At 73.6% G+C, this 21,409-nt stretch carries 22 protein-coding genes; 16 read left to right on the forward strand and 6 right to left on the reverse strand.

What is annotated here, in order from left to right:
* Positions 1-126: 126 nt before the first annotated feature.
* On the forward strand, positions 127-1,326 hold the full coding sequence (locus EIO00_RS07895) for a sensor histidine kinase (protein ID WP_140176680.1): 1,200 nt from the start codon (positions 127-129) through the stop codon (positions 1,324-1,326).
* Positions 1,323-2,012, forward strand: coding sequence for a response regulator (locus tag EIO00_RS07900; RefSeq protein WP_140176682.1), 690 nt, complete (start codon positions 1,323-1,325; stop codon positions 2,010-2,012). The genes EIO00_RS07895 and EIO00_RS07900 overlap by 4 nt, the downstream gene beginning before the upstream one ends.
* 304 nt (positions 2,013-2,316) lie before the next feature.
* On the opposite strand, the gene EIO00_RS07905 is transcribed toward EIO00_RS07900, so the two are convergent.
* Positions 2,317-2,712 (reverse strand): ABC transporter permease, encoded by a 396-nt coding sequence (locus EIO00_RS07905; RefSeq protein WP_140176685.1) that lies wholly within the window; start codon positions 2,710-2,712, stop codon positions 2,317-2,319.
* A 164-nt stretch (positions 2,713-2,876) separates the two neighbouring features.
* On the opposite strand from EIO00_RS07905, the gene EIO00_RS07910 reads away from it, so the two are divergent.
* The 3 genes from EIO00_RS07910 to EIO00_RS07920 are packed head-to-tail and all read left to right on the forward strand — an operon-like array spanning position 2,877 to position 4,938.
* Positions 2,877-3,518 carry an AIM24 family protein gene (locus EIO00_RS07910; RefSeq protein WP_140176687.1) on the forward strand — a complete coding sequence of 214 codons (642 nt, stop codon included), beginning with the start codon at positions 2,877-2,879 and terminating at the stop codon, positions 3,516-3,518.
* A gap of 2 nt (positions 3,519-3,520) precedes the next feature.
* Complete coding sequence (locus EIO00_RS07915; RefSeq protein WP_140176689.1) at positions 3,521-4,171, forward strand: AIM24 family protein; 651 nt, start codon at positions 3,521-3,523, stop codon at positions 4,169-4,171.
* Between the two features lie 17 nt (positions 4,172-4,188).
* Positions 4,189-4,938 (forward strand): AIM24 family protein, encoded by a 750-nt coding sequence (locus EIO00_RS07920; RefSeq protein ID WP_140176691.1) that lies wholly within the window; start codon positions 4,189-4,191, stop codon positions 4,936-4,938.
* 194 nt (positions 4,939-5,132) lie between these two features.
* Here the strand turns inward: EIO00_RS07920 and EIO00_RS07925 are convergent, their stop codons facing one another.
* Positions 5,133-6,065: a TIGR03564 family F420-dependent LLM class oxidoreductase gene (locus EIO00_RS07925; protein ID WP_140176693.1), complete on the reverse strand. Its 933-nt coding sequence runs from the start codon at positions 6,063-6,065 to the stop codon at positions 5,133-5,135.
* 92 nt (positions 6,066-6,157) lie between these two features.
* On the opposite strand from EIO00_RS07925, the gene EIO00_RS07930 reads away from it, so the two are divergent.
* From EIO00_RS07930 to EIO00_RS07955, 6 genes are all read left to right on the forward strand, one after another.
* Positions 6,158-6,721 (forward strand): TetR/AcrR family transcriptional regulator, encoded by a 564-nt coding sequence (locus EIO00_RS07930; RefSeq protein WP_140176695.1) that lies wholly within the window; start codon positions 6,158-6,160, stop codon positions 6,719-6,721.
* Between the two features lie 304 nt (positions 6,722-7,025).
* Positions 7,026-8,624 (forward strand): ABC-F family ATP-binding cassette domain-containing protein, encoded by a 1,599-nt coding sequence (locus tag EIO00_RS07935; protein WP_140176697.1) that lies wholly within the window; start codon positions 7,026-7,028, stop codon positions 8,622-8,624.
* Between the two features lie 115 nt (positions 8,625-8,739).
* Positions 8,740-8,952: a helix-turn-helix domain-containing protein gene (locus EIO00_RS07940; RefSeq protein WP_012852589.1), complete on the forward strand. Its 213-nt coding sequence runs from the start codon at positions 8,740-8,742 to the stop codon at positions 8,950-8,952.
* A gap of 179 nt (positions 8,953-9,131) precedes the next feature.
* Positions 9,132-9,920, forward strand: a complete 789-nt coding sequence (locus EIO00_RS07945; protein ID WP_422100032.1) for an enoyl-CoA hydratase/isomerase family protein — start codon at positions 9,132-9,134, stop codon at positions 9,918-9,920.
* A 155-nt stretch (positions 9,921-10,075) separates the two neighbouring features.
* A complete protein-coding gene (locus EIO00_RS07950) occupies positions 10,076-12,004 on the forward strand; it encodes an ABC transporter ATP-binding protein (protein ID WP_422100033.1) in 1,929 nt (642 codons plus the stop codon).
* Between the two features lie 202 nt (positions 12,005-12,206).
* Entirely contained in the window at positions 12,207-12,389 is a 183-nt protein-coding gene (locus EIO00_RS07955) for a hypothetical protein (protein ID WP_140176703.1), read from the forward strand.
* On the opposite strand, the gene EIO00_RS07960 is transcribed toward EIO00_RS07955, so the two are convergent.
* Positions 12,373-13,317, reverse strand: coding sequence for a sulfotransferase (locus EIO00_RS07960; protein WP_140176705.1), 945 nt, complete (start codon positions 13,315-13,317; stop codon positions 12,373-12,375). The genes EIO00_RS07955 and EIO00_RS07960 overlap by 17 nt on opposite strands.
* Positions 13,318-13,466: 149 nt before the next feature.
* On the opposite strand from EIO00_RS07960, the gene EIO00_RS07965 reads away from it, so the two are divergent.
* The 4 genes from EIO00_RS07965 to EIO00_RS07980 all read left to right on the forward strand — a co-directional run bounded on the left by EIO00_RS07965 (position 13,467) and on the right by EIO00_RS07980 (position 16,947).
* A complete protein-coding gene (locus tag EIO00_RS07965) occupies positions 13,467-14,246 on the forward strand; it encodes an SIR2 family NAD-dependent protein deacylase (protein WP_140176707.1) in 780 nt (259 codons plus the stop codon).
* Between the two features lie 68 nt (positions 14,247-14,314).
* Positions 14,315-15,181, forward strand: coding sequence for a hypothetical protein (locus tag EIO00_RS07970; RefSeq protein WP_140176709.1), 867 nt, complete (start codon positions 14,315-14,317; stop codon positions 15,179-15,181).
* 13 nt (positions 15,182-15,194) lie between these two features.
* The gene (locus EIO00_RS07975) at positions 15,195-16,322 is read left to right on the forward strand and encodes a glycerate kinase (protein WP_140176710.1); all 1,128 of its coding nucleotides are present in this window, start codon (positions 15,195-15,197) and stop codon (positions 16,320-16,322) included.
* A gap of 196 nt (positions 16,323-16,518) precedes the next feature.
* Positions 16,519-16,947, forward strand: coding sequence for a CBS domain-containing protein (locus EIO00_RS07980; protein ID WP_140176712.1), 429 nt, complete (start codon positions 16,519-16,521; stop codon positions 16,945-16,947).
* A 153-nt stretch (positions 16,948-17,100) separates the two neighbouring features.
* On the opposite strand, the gene yczR is transcribed toward EIO00_RS07980, so the two are convergent.
* Positions 17,101-18,555, reverse strand: coding sequence for a MocR-like transcription factor YczR (yczR, locus tag EIO00_RS07985; protein WP_140176714.1), 1,455 nt, complete (start codon positions 18,553-18,555; stop codon positions 17,101-17,103).
* Between the two features lie 233 nt (positions 18,556-18,788).
* On the opposite strand from yczR, the gene yczE reads away from it, so the two are divergent.
* The gene (yczE, locus tag EIO00_RS07990) at positions 18,789-19,400 is read left to right on the forward strand and encodes a membrane protein YczE (protein ID WP_140176913.1); all 612 of its coding nucleotides are present in this window, start codon (positions 18,789-18,791) and stop codon (positions 19,398-19,400) included.
* A gap of 22 nt (positions 19,401-19,422) precedes the next feature.
* Here yczE and EIO00_RS07995 read toward each other — a convergent pair whose 3' ends face one another.
* Positions 19,423-20,394: an alpha/beta fold hydrolase gene (locus EIO00_RS07995; RefSeq protein WP_241661208.1), complete on the reverse strand. Its 972-nt coding sequence runs from the start codon at positions 20,392-20,394 to the stop codon at positions 19,423-19,425.
* A gap of 40 nt (positions 20,395-20,434) precedes the next feature.
* Positions 20,435-21,370 (reverse strand): metal-dependent hydrolase, encoded by a 936-nt coding sequence (locus EIO00_RS08000; protein ID WP_140176716.1) that lies wholly within the window; start codon positions 21,368-21,370, stop codon positions 20,435-20,437.
* Between the last annotated feature and the right edge of the window lie 39 nt (positions 21,371-21,409).

Below are 21,409 nucleotides of genomic sequence, written 5' to 3' on the forward strand. Positions count from 1 at the left end.
GATCCTCCGCTTGCCCGCCGAAATGCCGGGTCCTCCGAAGGATGTACGGGTGCGGGGGAAGGCTCCGCGTCGGGGAGGAGACGGGGGAGAAGAGCGCCTCCGCCATGGAGATGGTGAGATGGACGGGTGCGTTCCACCGGCCTCACCACCCGTCATGACCTGCTGCTGGCCGTCGCGGCGCTGGCAGGGGGGCTGCTGGTGCTCAGCGCCCACGGATACAGCCACTGGAGCCCCGACGGCTCCGGCCCGGGGATCGGCTGGCGGGTGCCGCCGCTGCTGGGGGTGTGCGCGGCCATGCTGTTCCGGCGCACCTCGCCGCTGCTCGACCTGGCCGTCGCCACCCCCGCGGCCGCCGTCGACATCGTGCTCGGCCCCAGCCTGGGCACCATGCTGATCTACACCGACGCGCTGTACGCCGCCGCCCTGTACGGGCCGCGCCGCGCGGCCGGGCGGCTGCTGGCCGCCACGGCGGTCGTCACCGCGCTGTTGGCCGGCGCGGTCCTGCCGCTGGCCGCCGACTGGCGTGCGGCGGTCATCGTCGGCGGAGTCGCCGGGATGACCTTCGTCAGCCCGGTGCTGACCGCGATGGTGGTGCGCGGCCACCGCGATCGGGCCGAGCTGGAGCGGCAGCGGGCCGAGCAGCTGGCCCGCCTGGCGGAGCTGGACCGGCGCAACGCGGTGACGGCCGAACGCGCCCGGATGGCCCGCGAGCTGCACGACGTGGTCGCCGGGCATCTCAGCGCGGTGGCCCTGCATTCGGCGGCGGTGCTGCGGATGCCCGACATGGACCGCGACGGCGTCCGCCGGGCCATGACCGTGATCAGGGAGAACAGCGTGCAGGGGCTGGCGGAGATGCGCCGCATGATCGGTCTGTTGCGCGAGGGCCGCGAGGAGGAGGCCGATCCGCCCGCCGCGCCCCGCCTGGCCGATCTGGAGCGGCTGGCCGAACGCGCCGCCCGGCCCGACCTGTCGGTGGGGCTGAAGGTGACCGGAACGGCGGGGGAACTGCCCGCCGCCGTCGAGCTGGCCGCCTACCGGATCGTCCAGGAGTCGCTGACCAACGCGCTCAAGCACGCCGGCCCCGGTCGCGTCGAGGTGCTCCTGGAACATCGCCCCGGCCGGCTGAGCATCACCGTGGAGAGCCCGCTGGGCGCGGAGCCGACCGAGCTGCCCGGCGCCGGCAGCGGCCTGATCGGGATGCGCGAGCGCGCCTCGATCCTGGGCGGGACGTTCGACGCCGGCCCCGACGGCGCCCGCTGGCGGGTGCGGGCCGAGCTGCCGACCGCCCCGTCCGACGACGAACCGGAGGGAGGACGGCGACGGTGATCAGGGTGCTGGTGGCCGACGACCAGGCGGCGGTGCGCGCGGGACTGGTGCTGATCCTGCGGTCGGCCCCGGGCGTCGAGGTGGTCGGGGAGGCCGCCGACGGGCGGGAGGCGGTGGAGCTGGCCCGCCGGCTGCGGCCCGACGTGGTGCTGATGGACGTGCGCATGCCCCGCCTGGACGGCATCTCCGCGACCCGGGAGCTGACCGGGCTGGGCGTGGACGTGCTGGTGCTGACCACCTTCGATGTGGACGAGTACGTCTTCGGCGCGTTGCGCGCGGGCGCGGCCGGGTTCCTGCTCAAGGACATCGACGCCGACCGTCTGATCGAGGCGGTGCGCACGGTGGCGGCGGGAGAGGGGATCCTGGCGCCCGCCGTCACCCGCAGGCTGATCCGGGAGTTCGCCGCGGGGCCGGGACGGCCCTCCGCCCCCGCGGCCGCTCCGCCGGGGCTGTCGGAGCTGACGCCGCGCGAGCGGCAGGTGCTGGGCTGCCTGGGCGAGGGCCTGTCCAACGGCCAGATCGCCGCCCGGCTGAACATGGCCGAGACCACCGCCAAGACCCATGTCAGCCGGATCCTGGCCAAGCTGGGGCTGCGCAGCCGCGTCCAGGCGGCGATCCTCGCCCAGGAACTGGCCCTGGGGGAGGACGGGCGGTGGGAGGCCCGGGACGCCGCGGGACCCGCCTGAGGGGGCGCGGGGGCGTTCAGGGGGTTCAGGGGGACAGGCTGCGGATCAGGCCATCGGGTCGCCGACCCGCACGATGCCCGGGCACCGGCCCGTCGGCCGGCGGATCCGGCGGGACGCGGGCGACGCCCGCTCCGGCCGCCCCGATCAGACGTCCCGCTCTGTGCGGCTCGGGCGGGGCGGCCCGCACCGCGGACGCTTGACGCAGGACATCCGGGAGGGGCGCGGCGGCATCCGCCGCCGTACCCGCTCGCCGCGCCCGCCCGGCGGGCGCGGCGAGCGGAAGTCCGCGCAGGATTCGGATGATCTACATGATCCTGCCGGCGATCATCGCCGACAGCGTGTAGACGACTCCGGCCAGCGCCGCCGGCCACAGGTAGGGCAGCCACTCCCCGTCCCGCAGCGCCTGCACCACCACCGCGCCGACCAGGGCGGCCGCCGTCACGTCCCCGGTGAACGCGGCGGCGCGCAGATGGACGCGCGCCCGATGGCCGCTGCCGAACGCGGGGCTGAGCGGCAGCGCCGGTTCGTTCCGCCGGTAGGCCAGCTGCCCGGCGTACCCCGCCAGCACCGCCAACGCGGCCAGTCCCGCTCCGGTCCGGCCCTGCAGGGTCAGCGCGACCGCCAGCGCCACGCCCGTCGCCAGCGCCAGGCCCGGCACGATCCAGCGCCGTCCGCTGCGATGCTCGGGTGCGAACCACATGGGGACATCTTCCATGATCCGCCGATCTCCGGACCAGCGGATCTTTTGCGGCGAACCGGGTCCTTCGGGCGGCGGTGCGGACGTCGCGGGTTCCCCCGTCCGGAAACGGCCGATCACCGGTGGTCCGGGCGCCGGCCGGCGGCCGACCGTTATGTTGGGGGCTTGTGGCGCAATTCAGGCTGAACGGCTCGAAGATGCTCGCCGTGGACCTCATGGGCGAGACGATCAGGGCGCTGAACGGCTCCATGGTCGCCTATGACGGCCAGATGACGTTCAAGCGCCAGGGGATCACCGGGGGCGAGGGACTGCGCGGGGCGCTGCGCCGCCGGGTCGCCGGCGAGGGCATGACGCTCATGGAGGTCACCGGTCACGGCACCGTGTACCTGGCCCACGAGGCCGCCGAGGTCACCCTGATCCCGCTGCAGGGCGACACGCTGTACGTGGAGTCGGAGAGCCTGCTGGCCCTCGACGCCGGGCTGCGGACCGGGGTGCAGTTCGTCGGGTTGCGCGGCATGAGCTCCGGACAGGGCCTGGCCACCACCAAGGTGGAGGGGCACGGCATGGTGGCGATCCTGTCCGACGGCCCGGCCGTGGCGCTGGAGGTCGTCCCCGGCGAGCCGCTGCAGGTGGACCCGCACGCCTACGTCGCCCATCGAGGGCAGCTGCAGCAGGACTTCGTCACCGACGTCAACTGGCGCACCGTCCTCGGCCAGGGCTCGGGGGAGAGCGTGCAGTTCCGCTACCAGGGTCACGGAGTCGTGTACGTCCAGCCGGCCGAGCGCGGCGGCGGAGTGTTGGAGATCTGACGATGCCCGCTTTCAGCCCGATCAACTCCAAGATGCTCCAGGCTCCGGTCGGACCGGGCCGGGAGCTGTACAGCAGGCGCGGCGCCATGCTGGCCTACGTCGGCCAGGTCTACTTCGAGCCGACCGTCACCGCCGGCGCCGGGATCGGCGGAGCGCTGGGGCGCGCCATGGCGGGGGAGCACGTCCCGATGATGCGCGTCACCGGCCAGGGCACGGTGATGTTCGGGTACGGCGGCCTGGACGTCACCGTGATCGACCTGCAGGGCGACACCCTGTACGTGGAGGCCGACCGGCTGCTGGTCCATGACGCCTCGCTGCAGTCGGGGACCATGTTCCTGGGCGAGCAGGGCGGGCTGGCGGGGGTGATCCGCGGCCAGGTGACCGGGCAGGGCCTGTTCACCACCACCCTCACCGGCCACGGCTCGGTGGCGGTGTTGTCGCACGGCGGCGTCATCGAGCTGCCGATCACCCCGCAGCGCCCCGTCCACGTCGACCCGCAGGCGTACGTGGCCCATCGCGGCAACGTGCAGAACAGGCTCAGCACCTCCCTGGGCCTGCGGGATCTGATCGGCCGGGGCTCCGGCGAGGCGTTCCAGCTGGAGCTGTCCGGCCAGGGCACGGTGTACGTGCAGGCCAGCGAGAAGAAGATCTGAGGGCGAGAGCCGAACCGATGACCACTCCCACCTACAACCGGGTGTCCCTGCCCTCCAACGACAACGTCAACCCGTACGTGTTCTGCGTGGACCTCAACGGCCAGTGGTTCGCGCAGAAGGGCAAGATGATCGCCTACTACGGGCAGATCCGCTTCGAGTCGCTGTCGGCGGGTCCGCTGGACGCGCTGGTGGCCGCGAACTTCCACTCGCCGCTGTACGCCCGCGACTGGATCGTGGCCCAGGGGCAGGGCAAGCTGCTGCTGGCCGACCGGGGCTTCGACGTCAACTCCTACGACCTGACCGACGGCAACCTCACCATCCGGGCGGGCAACCTGCTGGCCTTCGAGCCAGGCCTGGACCTCAAGCAGTCGATCATCCCCGGCTTCCTCACCCTGATCGGCACCGGCCGGTTCATCGCCGCCTCCAACGGCCCGGTGCACTTCGTGGAGCCGCCGGTCCGGGTCGACCCGCAGGCGCTGCTGGGGTGGGCGGACTGTCCGTCGCCGTGCCATCACTACGACCACAGCTATGTGCGCGGCGTGCTCGGCACGGCCGGTTCGCTGCTGGGGATCCGCGGGACGTCGGGGGAGGAGCACCAGTTCGACTTCACCGGCGAGGGGACCGTGCTGATGCAGTCCTCGGAGGTGGTGAGGGACACCGAGACGGTGCTGCGGGACCTGGAGGGGCAGATCGGCATGCTGGGCGCGGGCGGGCTGCAGCGCCTGCAGCACTTCATCGCCCAGCGCCTGGCCGTCGAACGGGACTGACGGGGCGTCCCGGCGCCGGGGCCGTGACCGGCCGGCCGGGACGCGCTCGGCCGGGGCGTTCCGCGCCGCCCGGGTCGCCCGGGGCGGGGGCCGCAGAACGCGCACGGACCCGCACGGGCCGGTGAGGGCGGTGACGCCCCGGACCGGTGCGGGCCGCCGCGGGAGCGGCCGGACCCGCCCGCTCCCGCAGCGGCTCAGGCGGGTCCGCGTTCCGTCGTTCGCCCGCCCCCGGCCAGGGAGGACAGCAGCTCCCAGGTCCGCCGCCGGTCGTCGGCGTCGCCGATCAGGCCGGCCGCCAGTTCGGTGGCCCCCGCGTCGGCGTAGGCCCGCAGCGTCCGCTCCACCTCCGTCTCGTCTCCGGCGATCACCGTCTCGTGGACCGCCGACAGGCCCTGCCGGTCGAGCATCGCCCGGTAGGCGGGGAGCCCGTTCGCCATGCCCAGGCTCTCGGCGACCCGCTCGCGGACCCCCTCGGGATCGGCGGTGACGCTCACCAGGGCGGTGACGACGATGCGGGGATCGGGGCGTCCCGCGGCGGCCGCCGCGCGCGTGATCGCCGGTGCGACGTGCTCGCCGATCCCCTCCGGGCGCGTCCAGGTGGTGACCGTTCCGTCCGCCAGCTCCCCCGCGAGCCGCAGCATCATCGGTCCGAGCGCCGCCAGCAGCACGGCGGGCGGCGCGGGGACGGGCACCCGGACGCCGCCGGAGGCGCTGAGCGTCTCCCCGCGGAAGTCCACCTCTTCGCCCCGCAGCAGGGACGTCAGCACCGTCAGGTACTCGCGGACGTGCCGGACGGGCCGTTCGTAGCGCAGCCCGTACCGGCCCTCGACGATCGGCGGATGGCTCGGCCCCACGCCGAGGGTGAGGCGGCCGCCGGCCGCCGCCTGGGCGGTGAGCGCCTGAGCGGCCATCGCCATCGGGTGGGTCGGATAGGTGGGCGTCACCGCCGTCCCGACCTCGATCCCGGACACCTCGCGCGCGACCAGCGCGGCCAGGCCGAGGGCGTCCCAGGAGTCGACATGGCTGAAGTAGACGCCGTGGAATCCGGCGGCGGCCGCCGCCCGCGCCCGGGCGACGATCTCGTCCACCTCCGACGGGAGGTCGAACAGGTGCACTCCCAGCAGCATGATCACTCCAACATGAATCGGATGTTCCGCTTCCGATAAGCGAGCCTACAGTAAGAGGAATCCGTGATTCCGATTCCTGGGGGGGCGAGGCCATGCGTGCCGACGCACGACGCAATCGCGCGCGCATCGTCGGCGCCGCGATCGAGGCGTTCACCGAACAGGGGCCGACGGCCTCGATGGAGGAGATCGCCCGGGCGGCCGGCGTGGGCATCGGCACGCTCTACCGCCACTTCCCGGATCGGCGGGCGCTGATGGAGGAGATCGCCGCCGACACGGTGCGGCGGCTGCTGGAGGCGGCCCGGGAGTTCGCCGCGCGGCCCGTCTCGCGGTGGCAGGTCCTGCTGCTCATCGTGGAGCACAGCGTCGGGCTGCCGCTGGCCCTGCTGAAGTCCTGGTCGCCCGCCGAGGACGAGCGCTCGGAGGTGTGCGGCCTGATCTCCGCCCTGAACGCGCTCTACGCCGAGATAGCCGAGGGCGCGCAGCGCGAGGGCGCGCTGCGCACGGACATCGCGCCGCAGGAGGTCGTGGAGCTGCTCAGCGTCGTCATGTGCCGTCCGGGGGCGCGGCCGGACGACACCCTCGCCACCGTGATCCTCGACGGTCTCAGGGCGGACCCCGGCCGGGGGCGGCTCCCGGCGGCGGACGCCGCCGGGTGACCGGCGCGCGGATCACCGCCGCACCGCCAGGGCGCCCGGCCCGCGCCGGACGCGGAACGTCCCGCCGCCTGTGGCGCGGAGCCGTGCCGGGCCCTCCTCCCGCGGCCCGGCCGGGGACCGCGGCTCCCGGCCGTCGCACCGCGCTCCCGTACACTGGGCGGATGCCGCTGTCGATCTGACAGGCCCTCCGGACGCGCCGTGGCGACCGCTTCCCGGCGCGTCCCGTCCTGACCACGCCCCTCCGGCCGCCTGTCGCCTCCTCACCGGTCCATGAGCGGCCCGTCGTCCTGGGAGCCCTGTCATCGTGATCAACGCCACCGATATCGAGCTGCGCGCCGGATCCCGACTGCTCATCGAGAAGGCCACCTTCCGGGTCAACCCCGGCGACCGGGTGGGCCTGGTGGGCCGCAACGGCGCCGGGAAGACCACCTTGACCAAGGTGCTGGCCGGCGAGGCGCTGCCCGCCGGCGGCACGGTGACCCGCAGGGGCTTGATCGGCTATCTGCCGCAAGACCCTCGCGAGGTGGACCTGACGGAGTCGGCGCGCGATCGCATCCTGTCCGCCCGCGGACTGGACGAGGTGCTGCGCGGGCTGCGCGCCGCCGAGGAGGCCATGGCCGCCGCCTCCGGTGCCGAGCGGGACCGGGCGGTGCGCCGCTACGGACGGCTGGAGGAGCGGCTGCACGTGCTCGGCGGGTACGCCGCCGAGGCCGAGGCCGCCTCCATCGCCTCCAGCCTGGGACTGCCGGACCGGGTGCTGGGGCAGCCGCTGGGCGCGCTGTCGGGCGGGCAGCGCCGGCGGGTGGAGCTGGCCCGGATCCTGTTCTCCGGGGCGGAGACGCTGCTGCTGGACGAGCCCACCAATCACCTGGACGCCGACTCCATCGTGTGGCTGCGCGAGTTCCTGCGCTCGCACTCCGGCGGGCTGGTGGTGATCAGCCACGACGTCGGCCTGTTGGACGCGGTGGTCAATCGGGTGTTCCACCTGGACGCCAACCGGTGTGTGATCGATATTTACAACGTCGGTTGGCAGGCATACCTGAAACAGCGGGAGACCGACGAGCGGCGCCGCAAGCGTGAACGGGCCAACGCGCAGCGGCAGGCGGCGGCGCTGATGGCTCAGGCCGACAAGATGCGCGCCAAGGCCACCAAGGCGAAGGCGGCGCAGCAAATGGACCGTCGTGCACGGCGGCTGCTCGCCGGAGTGGAAGAGGAGCGGAAGGCGGACCGGGTCGCGAAAATCCGTTTTCCGGATCCTGCACCCTGTGGGCGAACACCGCTCATCGCCGAAGGTTTGTCGAAAACCTACGGATCCTTGGAGATTTTCACCGATGTGAGTCTGGCCATCGACCGCGGCAGCAGGGTGGTCGTTCTCGGCCTGAACGGCGCGGGGAAAACCACGTTGCTGCGGCTGCTGGCCGGGCTGGACAAGCCCGATACCGGGCGAGTGGTGGCCGGACACGGGCTGCGGTTGGGCTACTACGCCCAGGAGCACGAGACGCTGGACGCCGAGCGCACCGTGCTGGAGAACATGCGCTCGGCGGCGCCCGACCTGCCCGAGACCGAGATGCGCAAGATCTTGGGTTCGTTCCTGTTCACCGGGGATGATGTGGATAAGCCCGCCGGAGTGCTCTCCGGGGGAGAGAAGACCCGATTGGCGTTGGCGACGCTGGTGGTCTCCAGTGCCAACGTGCTGCTGCTGGACGAGCCGACCAACAACCTCGATCCGGCCAGCCGGCAGGAGATCCTGGCGGCGCTGCGCACCTTCCGCGGCGCCATCGTGCTGGTGACCCACGACGAGGGCGCGGTGGAGGCGCTCGCCCCGGAAAGAGTGATTTTGCTGCCCGATGGTGTCGAGGACATCTGGAGTGACGAGTTTGCCGATCTGGTGGCACTTGCGTGACCGGCACGGCAAACAGACAGATCTTTTCTGGCGTAGTGGGTAGCCGATCGGGCGGGAATGACTGATCATGGCGGGGGATAACGCAGCGGTCACCACATCACTACGGGAGGTACTCGTGGCCGAGACCCTCAAGAAGGGCACCCGCGTGACCGGTGCCGAGCGCGACAAGCTGGCAGCCGAACTGAAGAAGAGGTACGACTCCGGCGAGAGCATCCGTGCCTTGGCCGCCGCCACCGGCCGCTCTTATGGGTTCATTCACCGGATTCTCACCGAATCCGGGGTCAACCTGCGCGGGCGCGGCGGCGCGACTCGCGGTAAGAAGTCCTGACCGCCGGGGCGGGAGGCCGCCCCGGGAACGGTGCGCCGGCGCCGGTCGTCCGGCCGCACCGCCTCGGTGCGAGCGTGCGCCTGGACCGCCGCCGCACCGTGACCGAGTAAGGTTCGGTCGCGGCGGCGGTCGGGCGGGCGCCCGGCCCGCGCAGGCCGCCACGACGGAAAGGAGACGTCCTGGTGGACGCGAGGGCAGAGCAGGACGGGTCGCCGGTGCCCGCCGAGACGCTGGCGGAGGCCGGGCTGCGGCTGGACGTCGCGGGCCCGGTGGCGACGATCACGCTGGACCGGCCGGACAAGCGCAACGCGATGACGTTCGCGATGTGGCGCACCCTGGCCCGGATCGGGGAGACGCTGCCCGGCTCGGTGCGGGTGGTCGTCGTGCGCGGCGCCGGCAAGGCCTTCTCCGCGGGCATCGACCTGGGAATGTTCAACCAGGGGCCGTCCGGGGAGGACCCCCAGGAGGCCGACCGCTTCATCGCCGAGCTGCAGGCCGGCTACCTGTGGCTGCGCCGCCCGGAGATCGTCTCGATCGCCGCGGTGCACGGCTACGCCATCGGCGGCGGCTTCCAGCTCGCGCTGGCCTGCGACCTGCGGGTGATGACCGACGACGCCTGGTACTGCATGAAGGAGCCGACGCTGGGCCTGGTGCCCGACCTGACCGGCACCAAGCCGCTGGTGGACATCGTCGGGCCCAACCGGGCGATGGACATCTGCCTGACCGCTCGCAAGGTCCCGGCCGCCGAGGCCGAACGGCTCGGCCTGGCCGAGCGGGTGGTCCCCGCCGCCGAGCTCGACACGGCGGTGGACGAGCTGGTGTCGGCCCTGCTGGCGGTGAACGCCGAGGCCGCGGTCGCCACCAAACGGCTGCTCCGTCAGGCCCCCTCCAACACCCTCGAGGAGCAGTGCGCCGCCGAACGCCGCGAGCAGCTGGCCCGACTGCGGGCGCTCTCGGCCTCCTCGTGAGGCCCTCGACGGGAGGGCCCCGCACGGTCTTCGCCGGAATCGGGACGGCGAAGGGGATCTTCGCCCATAGCTGATCCGGGAAGCAGGCCGGTGCTCGGTACGTTGAGGCCGGGTGCCGGCTGATTACTTGATCACGCGGGAGGGCGTCGATGGGGATGCCGGGAATGCCGGGCAACGGCTGGCAGGTGATGGCCTCATACCGCCGCGACCGGTCGGTCACCAACGCCAAGCTCAAGCCCGGGACCGTCCGCCGGATCGCCGGATACGCCCGTCCCTACGTCCGCGAGCTGGTGCTGTTCCTGCTGCTGAACGCCTTGGCGGCGGCGATCGTGGTGGCCGGGCCGCTGCTGCTCAAGGCGATCATCGATCACGGCGTGCTCCCGCGCCGCTCGGACGTGGTGATCTGGCTGGCGCTGGCGGTCGCCGGCCTGGCGCTGGTGGAGGCCATGCTCTCGCTGGCGCAGCGCTGGTATTCGGCGCGGATCGGCGAGGGGCTGATCTACGACCTGCGCACCCAGGTGTTCGACCACGTGCAGCGGATGCCGGTGGCGTTCTTCATGCGCGCCCAGACCGGCTCGCTGACCAGCCGGCTCAACACCGACGTGATCGGCGCCCAGCGCGCGCTGACCACCACCCTGCAGTCGGTGGTCTCCAACGTGATCAGCCTGGCGCTGGTGCTCGGCGCGATGTTCTGGCTGTCCTGGCAGGTCACCGTGATCGCGCTGGTGCTGCTGCCGATCTTCATCGTGCCGGCCAAATGGGTGGGCAGGCGGCTGCAGCGCATCAGCCGTGAGCAGATGCAGCTGGACGCCGAGATGAGCTCGCTGATGACCGAGCGGTTCAACGTGGCCGGCGCCATGCTGGCCAAGCTGTACGGCCGCCCGGAGGACGAGTCGCGGATGTTCGCCGAACGGGCCGGACGGGTCCGTGACATCGGCGTGGTCTCGGCGATGTACGGACGGGTGTTCTTCGTCGCCCTCACCCTCGTCGCCGCGCTGGCGACCGCGATGGTGTACGGCGTCGGCGGCGTGCTGGTGGTGGGGGGCGGCTTCCAGCTCGGCACCCTGGTCGCGCTGGCCGCCCTGCTCACCCGCATGTACGGTCCGCTGACCGCGCTGTCCAACGTCCAGGTGGACGTGATGACCGCGCTGGTGAGCTTCGACCGGGTCTTCGAGGTGCTGGACCTGGAGCCGATGATCGCCGAACGGCCCGACGCCGTTCCGCTGCGCCGGGCCGACGACCGCCGGGCCCCCGCCGTCGAGTTCGACCGCGTCGGGTTCCGCTACCCCTCCGCCGAAGAGGTCTCGCTGGCCTCGCTGGAGTCGATCGCGCGGACCGACACGGCGCCGGGCCGGCAGGTGCTGCGCGATGTGACGTTCACCGCCCGGCCGGGCGAGCTGGTGGCGCTGGTCGGGCCCTCGGGGGCGGGCAAGACCACCATCACCCACCTGGTGGCCCGGCTGTACGACGTCACCGAGGGGGCGGTGCGGCTCGACGGGCAGGACGTGCGGGACGTCACCCTGCAGTCGCTGCGCGACACCGTCGGCGTGGTCCCCCAGGACCCCCATCTGTTCCACGACTCGATCCGGGAGAACATGCGCTACGCCCGCCCGGACGCCACCGACGAGGAGATCGTCGAGGCGCTGCGCAGCGCGCAGATCTGGGACCTGGTGGAGGCCATGCCCGACGGGCTGGACACCGTGGTGGGGGAGCGGGGCTACCGCCTGTCCGGCGGGGAGAAGCAGCGGCTGGCCATTGCCCGGCTGCTGCTCAAGGCCCCCTCGGTGGTGGTCCTGGACGAGGCCACCGCGCATCTGGACTCCGAGTCCGAGGCCGCCGTGCAGCGCGCGCTGCGGACCGCCCTGGCCGGGAGGACCTCACTGGTGATCGCGCACCGGCTGTCGACGATCCGGGAGGCCGACCAGATCCTGGTGGTCGACGACGGGCGGATCGTCGAGCGCGGCCGGCACGAGGAGCTGCTGCTGGCCGGCGGGCTGTACGCGGACCTGTACCGCACCCAGTTCGCCCGGCAGGAGTCCGGGTCCGACGACGGCCGGCGGCCCGCCCCGCTGGCCGCCGAATGACCGGATCATTGCCGACCGTTGCCGCCGGCCGGGCGAGGGGAACGGGCCCGACGGGGTACCGCACCGCAGTGACCGTCGTGACCGGCGGGACGTCGGGGGCCGAGGTTAGCCCGGCCGAGAGACGTTCGCAAACCTCCCGTCATCGGACGACGTCATGGTCGAGACTCATCCAGCGTCAGGACGCGATCACTGCGATGTGGAGGTGAACGGAATGCGTCCGGCCACCCTTCCGGCCGCCCGCTTCAGACTCAGAGTCGGCAACCCGCTGCGCAGCGGGGCGGGGCGGTACGCCATCCTGTTCCTCGGCCTGGGAGCCGCCGGCATGGTGATCGGCTGGGTCGCCCCCCACGTCCCGGGCCTCGACCGGTTCATCCGGCGACACTGAGGGTGTAGCCCAGGCGGCGCAGCTCCCGGCCCGCGACCCGCTCCACCTGCACGAGCTGCCGGGGGGTCAGCCGGTCGCGCCAGGCCCCCACGGCGCCGGGACCGCGGTCGGCGATCCGCACCAGCTCCGCCTTGGGCAACGGGGTGATCTGCGCGCCCAGATACTCCGACACCCGCTCGGTGACCTCCTCCGGACGCGTCACCAGGTCCTCGTACCGGACCGTGTAGAGCTGATCCTCAGGGGTCTGGGCGCGCAGCCGCGCCGACAGGCGCACCGAGCCGCGCCACCGCAGCGCGCACTTGACCGCCGGGGCGGCCTTCGGCCACCGGTCCCGATCGATGGGCTCCTCCACCCCCAGGAACGGGTTGGGGAACACCTCGTCCAGGTTGGCCACCCCGGGCTTGAACCAGGCCAGGCAGCGCTCGTCGTTCAGCATGTCGGCCACCACGTCCCGGCCGTCCCTGATCACCTGCAGCAGCTGGGCGTCGGGGAACGCGTCCAGCAGCACGTCGGCGCTGTAGAGCAGGTCGGGGGCGGCGTCGGCGTACCGGTACACCCCGCGGGGCCGCTCGCAGGTCTGCGGGGCGGTCCGGGCGGCGGGGGAGTCGGCGGGCGGCAGCCCCGCCGCGGCGCGGCACTCCGGCGGGCACTGCGCGCACCCTTGCGGAGTGAGCTGCCATGTCGTGGCGTAGGCGTCGCGCAGCACCCGGGCCGCGCCCCGGCCCCGCTCGCCGGCGATGGCCGGGCGGCGGGCGAAGGCGTAGGTGACCCGGAGCAGCTCGGGACGGCCGTGCGTCAGGTGGAAGCCCGGCGACCTCTTCACGGCGCGGGCCAGCAGCTCGGTCCCCGAGTGCGGGGCGCCCAGGATGAACACCGGCCGGCGGACCTTGGTGCCGTTGATCACCAGGATGTGCGGGGTGGGCCTCATAGCGACCTCCAGTCTCCCACTCGTGGCCGGGTTCCGCGGCCTGCGCCGCGTCGTGACGTGGACTTATTACCGACCGTGACGAGGTCGGGCGGGTGAGACGAGCCGGACGCACCACCGCAGGTCCGGCGCCCGGACCTTAATCTTGGGGCATGGACCTGCCCGACTCCCTCGCCGCATGGCTGCCGCAGGCCCGTTCGATCACCGTGCTGACCGGCGCGGGCATCAGCACCGACAGCAGCATCCCCGACTTCCGCGGGCCGCAGGGCGTGTGGACCAAGGATCCGGCCGCCGCCGCGCTGTCCTCCATCGACGCCTACCTGTCCGACCCCGCGGTGCGGCGCCGCTCCTGGCAGGCCCGACTGAACCACCCCGGGCTGACCGCCCGCCCCAACGCCGGCCACGCCGCCCTGGTGGAGCTGGAGCGCACCGGCCGGCTGCGCGCCGTCGTCACCCAGAACATCGACGGGCTGCACCAGGCCGCCGGGTCGAGCCCGGACCTGGTGATCGAGATCCACGGCACCATGCACGAGGCCGAGTGCCTGGCCTGTGGGGCGCGCACCCCGATGCGCCGGGTGCTGCGCCGGGTGGAGCAGGGCGAGGAGGATCCGCTCTGCCTGGAGTGCGGCGGCATCCAGAAGTCGGCGACGATCTCGTTCGGGCAGGCGCTCAAGCCGGACGTGCTGGAGGCCGCGGTGCGGGCGGCGCGCGAGTGCGACCTGTTCCTGGCGGTGGGCACCTCGCTGACCGTGCACCCGGCCGCCGGGCTGTGCCCGGAGGCGGTCGAGCACGGGGCCCGGCTGGTGATCGTCAATGCCGAGCCCACCCCCTATGACCCCCTCGCCGACGCGGTGGTGCGCGAACCGATCTCCGACTCGCTGCCCCGACTGGTGCGGGCCATCGCGGGCGCGCCGATCGACGGCGCTTCGTGATCGGCGGGACTTTCCTTCGTGACCTTCGCCTGCCAAGCTCTATCCGTTGCGGAGCAAGGAGGGGTGGGATGCACGGGGGCGCTCTGAACGAGGCGGACGGCACCTTGGACTCGCTCGTCGTCCTCGTGGCGGAGAGCCTCGGGTACGCCTGCCGGAGAATGCCGGGCGACATCATGCTGCTGGAGGGGGCCAGCCGGCTGCACGTCAGCATGCGCAACCTGCGTCAGCTGGCCCGGCAGGTGCCGCGTGACGACTGGCCCGCACTGGTGTCGGACCACATCTCCACGATCGTCACCGCGATCGAGGAGCCGCTGGACCTGTCGAACTTCGAGCTGGCGCAGCATCTGCTGCGGACCCGCATCTACCCGGCGGAGGCCGACAACGGGATGCTGGCGTCCCGGCCGTTCGCGCCCGGGCTGATCGAGGCGGTGGTGGTGGACACCCCCACCACGGTCCGCACGGTCACCGTCGACGAGATGAACGGCTGGCCGGTGTCCGGGGACGCGCTGTTCATGCTGGGCCGGGCCAACGTGCGCGCCGACGGCCCGCTGCAGGTCGAGGACTCGACGCTCGGCGGGGCGCCGGTGGCTGCGCTGCACGGCTGGAGCTTCTACGCCGCCACTCATCTGGCCTGGCTGGAGGAGTACCTGGACATCGGCCCCTGCGGGGCGCTGGTGATCGCACCGAACCGCAGCCTGATCATGGCCCACCCGATCCGGCCGCGCGCCGGCTACCGGATGGTGCTGGCGGCGGCGCACGAGCTGCAGGTGCAGGCGCATCAGGCGTACGAGCAGGGGCCGGGGTCGCTCAGCCCGCACCTGTTCTGGCGGCGCGGCGGAGAGATGATCCTGCTGGAGACCCGGTACGAGGACGGGGCGCTGAGGCTGCCGCGCGACTTCGTGGACGCGTTGAGCACCCTGGCCGCCGAGTCCTGAGGGGCCCGCCGGGATGCGCGTGGTGCTCGCCCCCGACTCGTTCAAGGGCAGCCTGGACGCCGCCGCGGTGTGCGCGGCCCTCGAGGAGGGGGTGCGTCGGGCGGTGCCCGACGCCGAGGTGGTGCGGGTGCCGATGGCCGACGGCGGCGAGGGCACCGTGGACTGCTTCCTCGGCGCGCTCGGCGGCACCGAGGCGTGGCTGGAGTGCACCGACCCGCTGGGCCGCCCGGTCCGCGCCCGCTACGGGCTGTCGGGCGACGGCCGGTCGGCGGTGGTGGAGCTGGCCGCCGCCTCCGGGCTGCCGCTGGTCGCCGAGGACGAACGCGACCCGTTGCGCGCCGACACCGCCGGCACCGGGGCCCTGATCGCCGACGCGGTGCGGCGGGGGGCCGAGGAGGTGCTGGTGTGCCTGGGCGGCAGCGCCACCAGCGACGGCGGCGCCGGCCTGCTGCGCGCGCTGGGCGTCCGGTTCATCGGCGCCGACGGTGCGGAGCTGCCGCCCGGGGGAGGGGCGCTGGCGCGGCTGGCCGACATCGACGACTCCGGCGTGCCCGAGCCGATCCGCCGGACGCGGCTGCGGGTCGCCTGCGACGTCACCAACCCGATGGTCGGGCCGGACGGTGCGGCGGCGGTGTTCGGGCCGCAGAAGGGCGCCACGCCCGAGCAGGTGCGGGAGCTGGACGCGGCGCTGACCCGGCTCGCCGACGTGATCGCCGCCCGGTTCGGCGTCCGGGTGCACGATCTGCCGGGCGCCGGGGCCGCGGGCGGGGCCTGCGGCGGGCTGGTCGGGGTGCTCGGAGCCGAGACCGCCCCCGGCGGGGAGCTGGTCGCCGACCTGGTGGGGCTGGACGCCGCGGTGGCCGGGGCGGACCTGGTGATCACCGGGGAGGGGAGGCTGGACGCCCAGAGCGCCGCCGGGAAGGTGGTGTCGGTGGTCGCCGGACGGGCCGCCCGCGCCGGGGTGCCGGTGGTGGCGCTGGCCGGAACGGTGGCCGGCCCGCTGGCCGGGCTGCACGCCCGAGGGCTGACGGCGGCGTTCAGCATCGCCGACGGGCCGCGCGGCACCGCGGAGATGATCGCGGACGCGGGCCGGCTGCTGGCCGACGCCGCCGAGCAGGCGGTGCGGCTGCGGCTGGGCTGAACGCCGGGCGCGGGCCTCGGCCTCGACCGCGCCCGCCCCGCGCCACGGGCCCGGCGCGAGGCGGGCGGAGGCGGATCGCCGCGGCGCCCTGGAACGGTCCGCCGAACACCCTCCGACGTGGGACTTTTCCGCACGGCCGGAACGTGCGACGGTGTCAGCAAGAGCCTTGCACCCTATCCCTGGCGGAGTGTGGTCCATGCGCATCAGCGACATCTTGCGGAAGAAAGGTCATGCGGTCGCCACGGTGCGCCCCGACGCGACCGTCCGGGAGCTGCTGGCCCGGCTGGCCGAGCTGAACATCGGCGCGGTGGTGGTCTCTCCGGACGGCGCCGCGATCGCCGGGATCGTCTCCGAGCGGGACGTGGTCCGGCGGCTGCACGAGCGCGGTGCGGCCCTGCTGGACGCCCCCGTGTCCCAGATCATGACCGAGCAGGTCCGCACCTGCGCCCCCGACGAGGCCGTGGACGACCTGCGCAAGACCATGACCGAGCATCGCATCCGGCACGTGCCGGTCGTCTCCGACGGTCGCATGGTCGGCCTGGTCAGCATCGGCGACGTGGTCAAGAGCGCCATCGACGAGCTGGAGACCGAGCGCGAGCACCTGGTCGGCTATCTGCACGGGTGACGCCCCGACCGGGCCGGCGGCCGCGACCGCGCCGGGGAGACGGGCCCGCGGCGGGCGGTGCCGCCCGGGCGACCGGGACGTCCCGCGAGAGGCGATCCCCGAGGCCGGGCGGGCCGGTCGCGCGCGGCGGCCGGGGACCGGCTCCCGGGGCGCTCAGACGTAGGCGGGGAGAGGCCGGGGCGGCGGGGCCGTCTCGATCTCCCGGTAGGCGCCGGCCAGCCGCTCGACCGCGGTGCGCAGCCGGTCCGGCGGCAGCACGTACGGCAGGCGCAGGCAGTCCTCCAGGACGCCGTCGACCGCGAACGCCGGGCCGGGCACCACGCGGACGCCGCGCCGCCACGCGGCTTCGGCGACCAGGGTGGCGACCGGGGCGCTCAGCCGCGCCCACACGATCATGCCCCCGCCGGGGAGGGTGAACCGCCAGTCCGGCAGCAGCTCGCGCAGCGCGCCGGCCAGGGCGTCGCGGGAGGCGGTCAGGGCCCGTGCGCGTTCGGCGCGGATCTGTTCGATCCGCTCCATCAGCCGGGCGGTGATCAGCTGGTCGACCACCGGCCCGGCGATGTCCACGGACTCGCGGGTGGTCACCAGCCGGCGCAGCAGCGGGGCGGTGGCCCGGATCCATCCGACCCGCAGGCCGCCCCACATCAGCTTGGAGGCCGAACCCACGCTGATCACCCGGCCGCCGGCGTCGTGGCGGGCCACCGGCAGCGGCCGGGGGGCGTCCGGGTCGAGTCCCAGCTCCGCGAAGGTCTCGTCGACGATGAGGAACGCGTCGGCCGCCCGCGCCGCCTCCACCAGCGCGGCCCGCCCGGCGTCGTCCAACAGGTGGCCGGTCGGGTTCTGGAAGTCGGGGATGACATAGGCGGCGCGGACCGCGGCCTGCCGCATGCTCGCCGCCAGCAGCTCCAGGTCCCAGCCGCCGGTGACGCCCACCGGCACCAGCCGCGCGCCCCGGCGGCGCAACGCGTCCAGGGCGTGCGGGTAGGTGGGGCGCTCCACCAGCACCGGATCCCCGGGGTTCAGCAGGGTCTGGACGATCAGGGAGAGCGCCTGCTGCCCGCCGGTGGTCACCATGATCTGATCGGCCCGGGTGGGGACGCCCCGTTCGGTGTAGCGGGCCGCGATCGCCTCTCGCAGCACCGCCAGCCCGGCCGGTTCGTATCCGGCGCCGCGGGCGTACTCGGGCAGCTCGGCGACGGCCTCGGCGGCCGCCTCCGCGAAGACGGCGGGTGCGGGGGGCGCGGCGCATCCCAGGTCGATGGTCTCCGTGTCGCCCGCGGGGGCGGAGACGATGCCGAAGCGGGTGACGGCCTGGCGGGTCGTGGCCGGCGGCGTCTGCGGCAGCGCGGTCCAGCTCCCGGCCCCCTGCCGGCTGGCGATGTAGCCCTCGGCGCGCAGTGCGTCGTAGGCGGCGGTGACCGTGGTGCGGCTGACGCCGAGGGCGGCGGCCAGGTCCCGCTCGGCGGGCAGCCGGACCCGCGGCGGCAGCTGTCCGCCCAGGATCAGACCGCGGACCGCCCGGGCCAGGGCGGTGTAGTAGGGCCGTTCCCGCGGCGGGGCTCCGAGCAGCCGGGCCAGTTGCGGTCCGCTGATGTGGCGGGTGCTCATACAGGCCACTTTCATTGATTGGCTCTTAAATGGCAAGCCAATCCGGTCCACCCTGGGATCGGTTTTCCGCAAGTGGCCTCAAGTCTCGGTGAGGAACGACGTCCATGGTGATCGCTCACGCGCTCCGCGCGTCCCGGCTCGGCGCCGATTCCCGCGGTGGACCGGGTCCGGCCGCGAACCGGTCCGGATCGACGGACCGGCGCCGCCACGGGCCGTCCGGCGGGCGGACGGGGCTGTGGATCCGGCGATTGGTCCAGCTGTACGGCGGATTGGCCCTCTACGGTCTCGGCATCGCCCTGCAGGTGGCCTCCGGGCTGGGCAACGACCCCTGGGACGTGTTCCATCAGGGCCTGGCGCTGCGGTTCGGGCTGTCCATCGGAGCCTGGATCATCATCGCCGGAGCGGTGGTGATGCTGCTGTGGATCCCGCTGCGGCAGCGGCCCGGCCTCGGCACCGTCAGCAACGTGATCTTCGTCGGGCTGTTCGCCGACCTGTTCCTGGCGGTGCTGCCCGATCCGGAGCCGACCGCCGCGCGCTGGGCGTACCTGATCGCGGCGATCCTGGTCGGCGGATTCGCCACCGGCTGCTACATCGGCGCCGGCCTGGGGCCGGGCCCGCGCGACGGCCTGATGACCGGGCTGGCGGCCCGGGGCCACTCCATCCGCGTGGTCCGCACCGGCATCGAGGTGACCGTCGTGACGGCCGGCTGGCTGCTGGGCGGCACGGTGGGGATCGGCACCCTGCTGTACGCGGTGACCATCGGGCCCCTGGCGCATGTGTTCATCCCGGCGCTGGAGATCAAGCCGCTCCCGGCCTCTCCGCCGCCGCGGGCGTCCGGGACCTGAGCGGCGAACCGCGGCGCCGCCCTCACGCCCGGGAGCGCACCCGCGCCCGCTCCAGTGCGCGCCGCTCCTCCTCCGTCAGCGGCCCGCCCTCCACCCGGGTGACGTGCTCGCGGACCCAGCGGGCGATCACGTCGGGATGGGTGCGCGGCACCCAGTGACCCGCCCGGACGGTCCGCAGCGACAGGTCCGGGGCCCGCTCCGCCAGCCCGGCCACCAGGTGCGGGGACACGAACAGGTCCCGGGTCGGCACGATCACCTGCACCGGCACGTCGGTGCGCCGGTCGCGGGGGCGGCGCAGCCGTTCGCGCATGTCGGCCCGGTACAGCCCCAGCCCCGCCACCGCGTCGTCGGTCAGCGTCCGCGCCGGATGTCCGGGCCGGGGCCGCACGCCCTCGCCGCGCAGCGCGACCGTGAAGAGGCGTCCGCCGCCCGCCCGCCACATCGCCTCCGGCAGCACCGGAGCCCGGAAGAACGCGATGTAGGCCGACCGCAGCGCCTGGCCCGCCGCCTGCCGCAGCCCGCGCGCCGACCGTCCGGCCAGCCGCGTCCGCATCCACTGCCCCACATGGTCCAGGCACGGCCCCGAGATCGAGGTGAACGAGGCGAAACGGCCGGGCATCGTGCAGACCGCCTCCCACCCCTGGATGGACCCCCAGTCGTGGCCCACCAGATGGACGCGGCGATCCCCGGCGACCGCGTCCAGCACCGCGCCGAGGTCGGCCATCAGGTGCTCGAACGCGTACGGCTCGACCCCGGACGGGCGGGAGGAGTCCCCCGCGCCGCGCACGTCGTACCGGACGAGGTGGAAGCGCTCCGCCAGGGCGTCGACGACCTCGTCCCACACCGCCTTGGTGTCGGGATAACCGTGCACCAGCAGCACGATCGGCCGGGAGGGGTCGCCCTGCCGCCGGACGGCCAGCCGCACCCCGCCGGGCGCGGTCACCACCTCGTCGCGCACCACCGAAGCATTGGACACCGGGTCAATGAATCGCACGGCGGCTCCGCGGGTCAAGCGACGCGCCGCGCCGCCGCGGTCAGTACGGGGCGTACCCCGCGGCGCGGGCGGCGGGGGAGCGCATCAGGTACTCCAGCGCCTGCCGGGTCGAGCACACCTTCGACGGGTGGTGCGAGGGGCGCAGATAGACCGGGGCCTGGCCGAGCAGCAGCTTGAAGATCCCGGGGATCAGCCCCTTGCGCACCGAGCGCCGGTAGGAGCGGTACACCCGCCACGGCGTCACCTCGCCCTTGACGTAGGGGTCCTGCTTGAGGAACAGCAGGGTCCCCCCGATCAGCGCCCAGTACAGGAAGAACAGCGCGACCGCCCAGGAGGCCGCCCGCATCAGGTATCCGCCGCCCAGGTGCCGGTAGACGTCGAACACCACCGACCGGTGCTCGACCTCCTCGGCGCCGTGCCAGCGCAGCAGGTCCAGCATCATCGGGTCCACCCCGGCCGCGTCCAGCCGGTCGTTGTCCATGACCCACTGCCCGAGCACCGCGGTGTAGTGCTCGATCGCCGCCACCGCCCCCAGCTCGAACAGCAGCCGCTTGCGGAACAGCCGGGGCCGCCGCCGCTCCAGCTCGGCCATCCGGGCGGTCCACTCGGCGTTGCCCCGCGCGGCCGGCTCGGTGATCGGCTTCACGTCGATGCCGTGGGCCGCCAGCAGGTCGTCCAGCACCCCCTGGTGCGAGCGGGAGTGCACCATCTCCTGCCCGATGAAGCCCTTGATCTCCTTCCGCAGCCGCTCATCGGCGACGTAGGGCAGGGCGGCCTTGACGCAGTTGATGAACCACTTCTCGCCCTCGGGCAGCACCACGTGGAACGAGTTGATCATGTGGGTGGCCACCGGATCGCCGGGGATCCAGTGCAAGGGCGTGTCGGACCAGTCGAACGACACCCGTCGCGTCTTGATCGGGGGATGCCGCTCGTCGATCTCGAACGCGGCGCCGCCGGATCCCGCCGAAGTCGTCATGTCCTCTCCTCACCTCGGCCGTGGCACCGAAAGAGTGCA

The sequence above is a fragment of the Thermomonospora catenispora genome, assembly GCF_006363815.1.
GTDB classification, from domain to species: Bacteria; Actinomycetota; Actinomycetes; order Streptosporangiales; family Streptosporangiaceae; genus Thermomonospora; species Thermomonospora catenispora.

Coding starts and splice junctions, on each gene's coding strand:
- EIO00_RS07980 (WP_140176712.1), top strand. CDS start 16,519: ATGCGCATCAGCGACATCTTGCGGAAGAAAGGTCATGCGGTCGCCACG.
- EIO00_RS07970 (WP_140176709.1), top strand. CDS start 14,315: ATGCACGGGGGCGCTCTGAACGAGGCGGACGGCACCTTGGACTCGCTC.
- EIO00_RS07925 (WP_140176693.1), bottom strand. CDS start 6,065: ATGCTGCTGGGAGTGCACCTGTTCGACCTCCCGTCGGAGGTGGACGAG.
- yczR (WP_140176714.1), bottom strand. CDS start 18,555: ATGAGCACCCGCCACATCAGCGGACCGCAACTGGCCCGGCTGCTCGGA.
- EIO00_RS07905 (WP_140176685.1), bottom strand. CDS start 2,712: ATGTGGTTCGCACCCGAGCATCGCAGCGGACGGCGCTGGATCGTGCCG.
- EIO00_RS08000 (WP_140176716.1), bottom strand. CDS start 21,370: ATGACGACTTCGGCGGGATCCGGCGGCGCCGCGTTCGAGATCGACGAG.
- EIO00_RS07975 (WP_140176710.1), top strand. CDS start 15,195: ATGCGCGTGGTGCTCGCCCCCGACTCGTTCAAGGGCAGCCTGGACGCC.
- EIO00_RS07915 (WP_140176689.1), top strand. CDS start 3,521: ATGCCCGCTTTCAGCCCGATCAACTCCAAGATGCTCCAGGCTCCGGTC.
- EIO00_RS07965 (WP_140176707.1), top strand. CDS start 13,467: ATGGACCTGCCCGACTCCCTCGCCGCATGGCTGCCGCAGGCCCGTTCG.
- EIO00_RS07950 (WP_422100033.1), top strand. CDS start 10,076: ATGCCGGGAATGCCGGGCAACGGCTGGCAGGTGATGGCCTCATACCGC.
- EIO00_RS07930 (WP_140176695.1), top strand. CDS start 6,158: ATGCGTGCCGACGCACGACGCAATCGCGCGCGCATCGTCGGCGCCGCG.
- EIO00_RS07960 (WP_140176705.1), bottom strand. CDS start 13,317: ATGAGGCCCACCCCGCACATCCTGGTGATCAACGGCACCAAGGTCCGC.
- EIO00_RS07920 (WP_140176691.1), top strand. CDS start 4,189: ATGACCACTCCCACCTACAACCGGGTGTCCCTGCCCTCCAACGACAAC.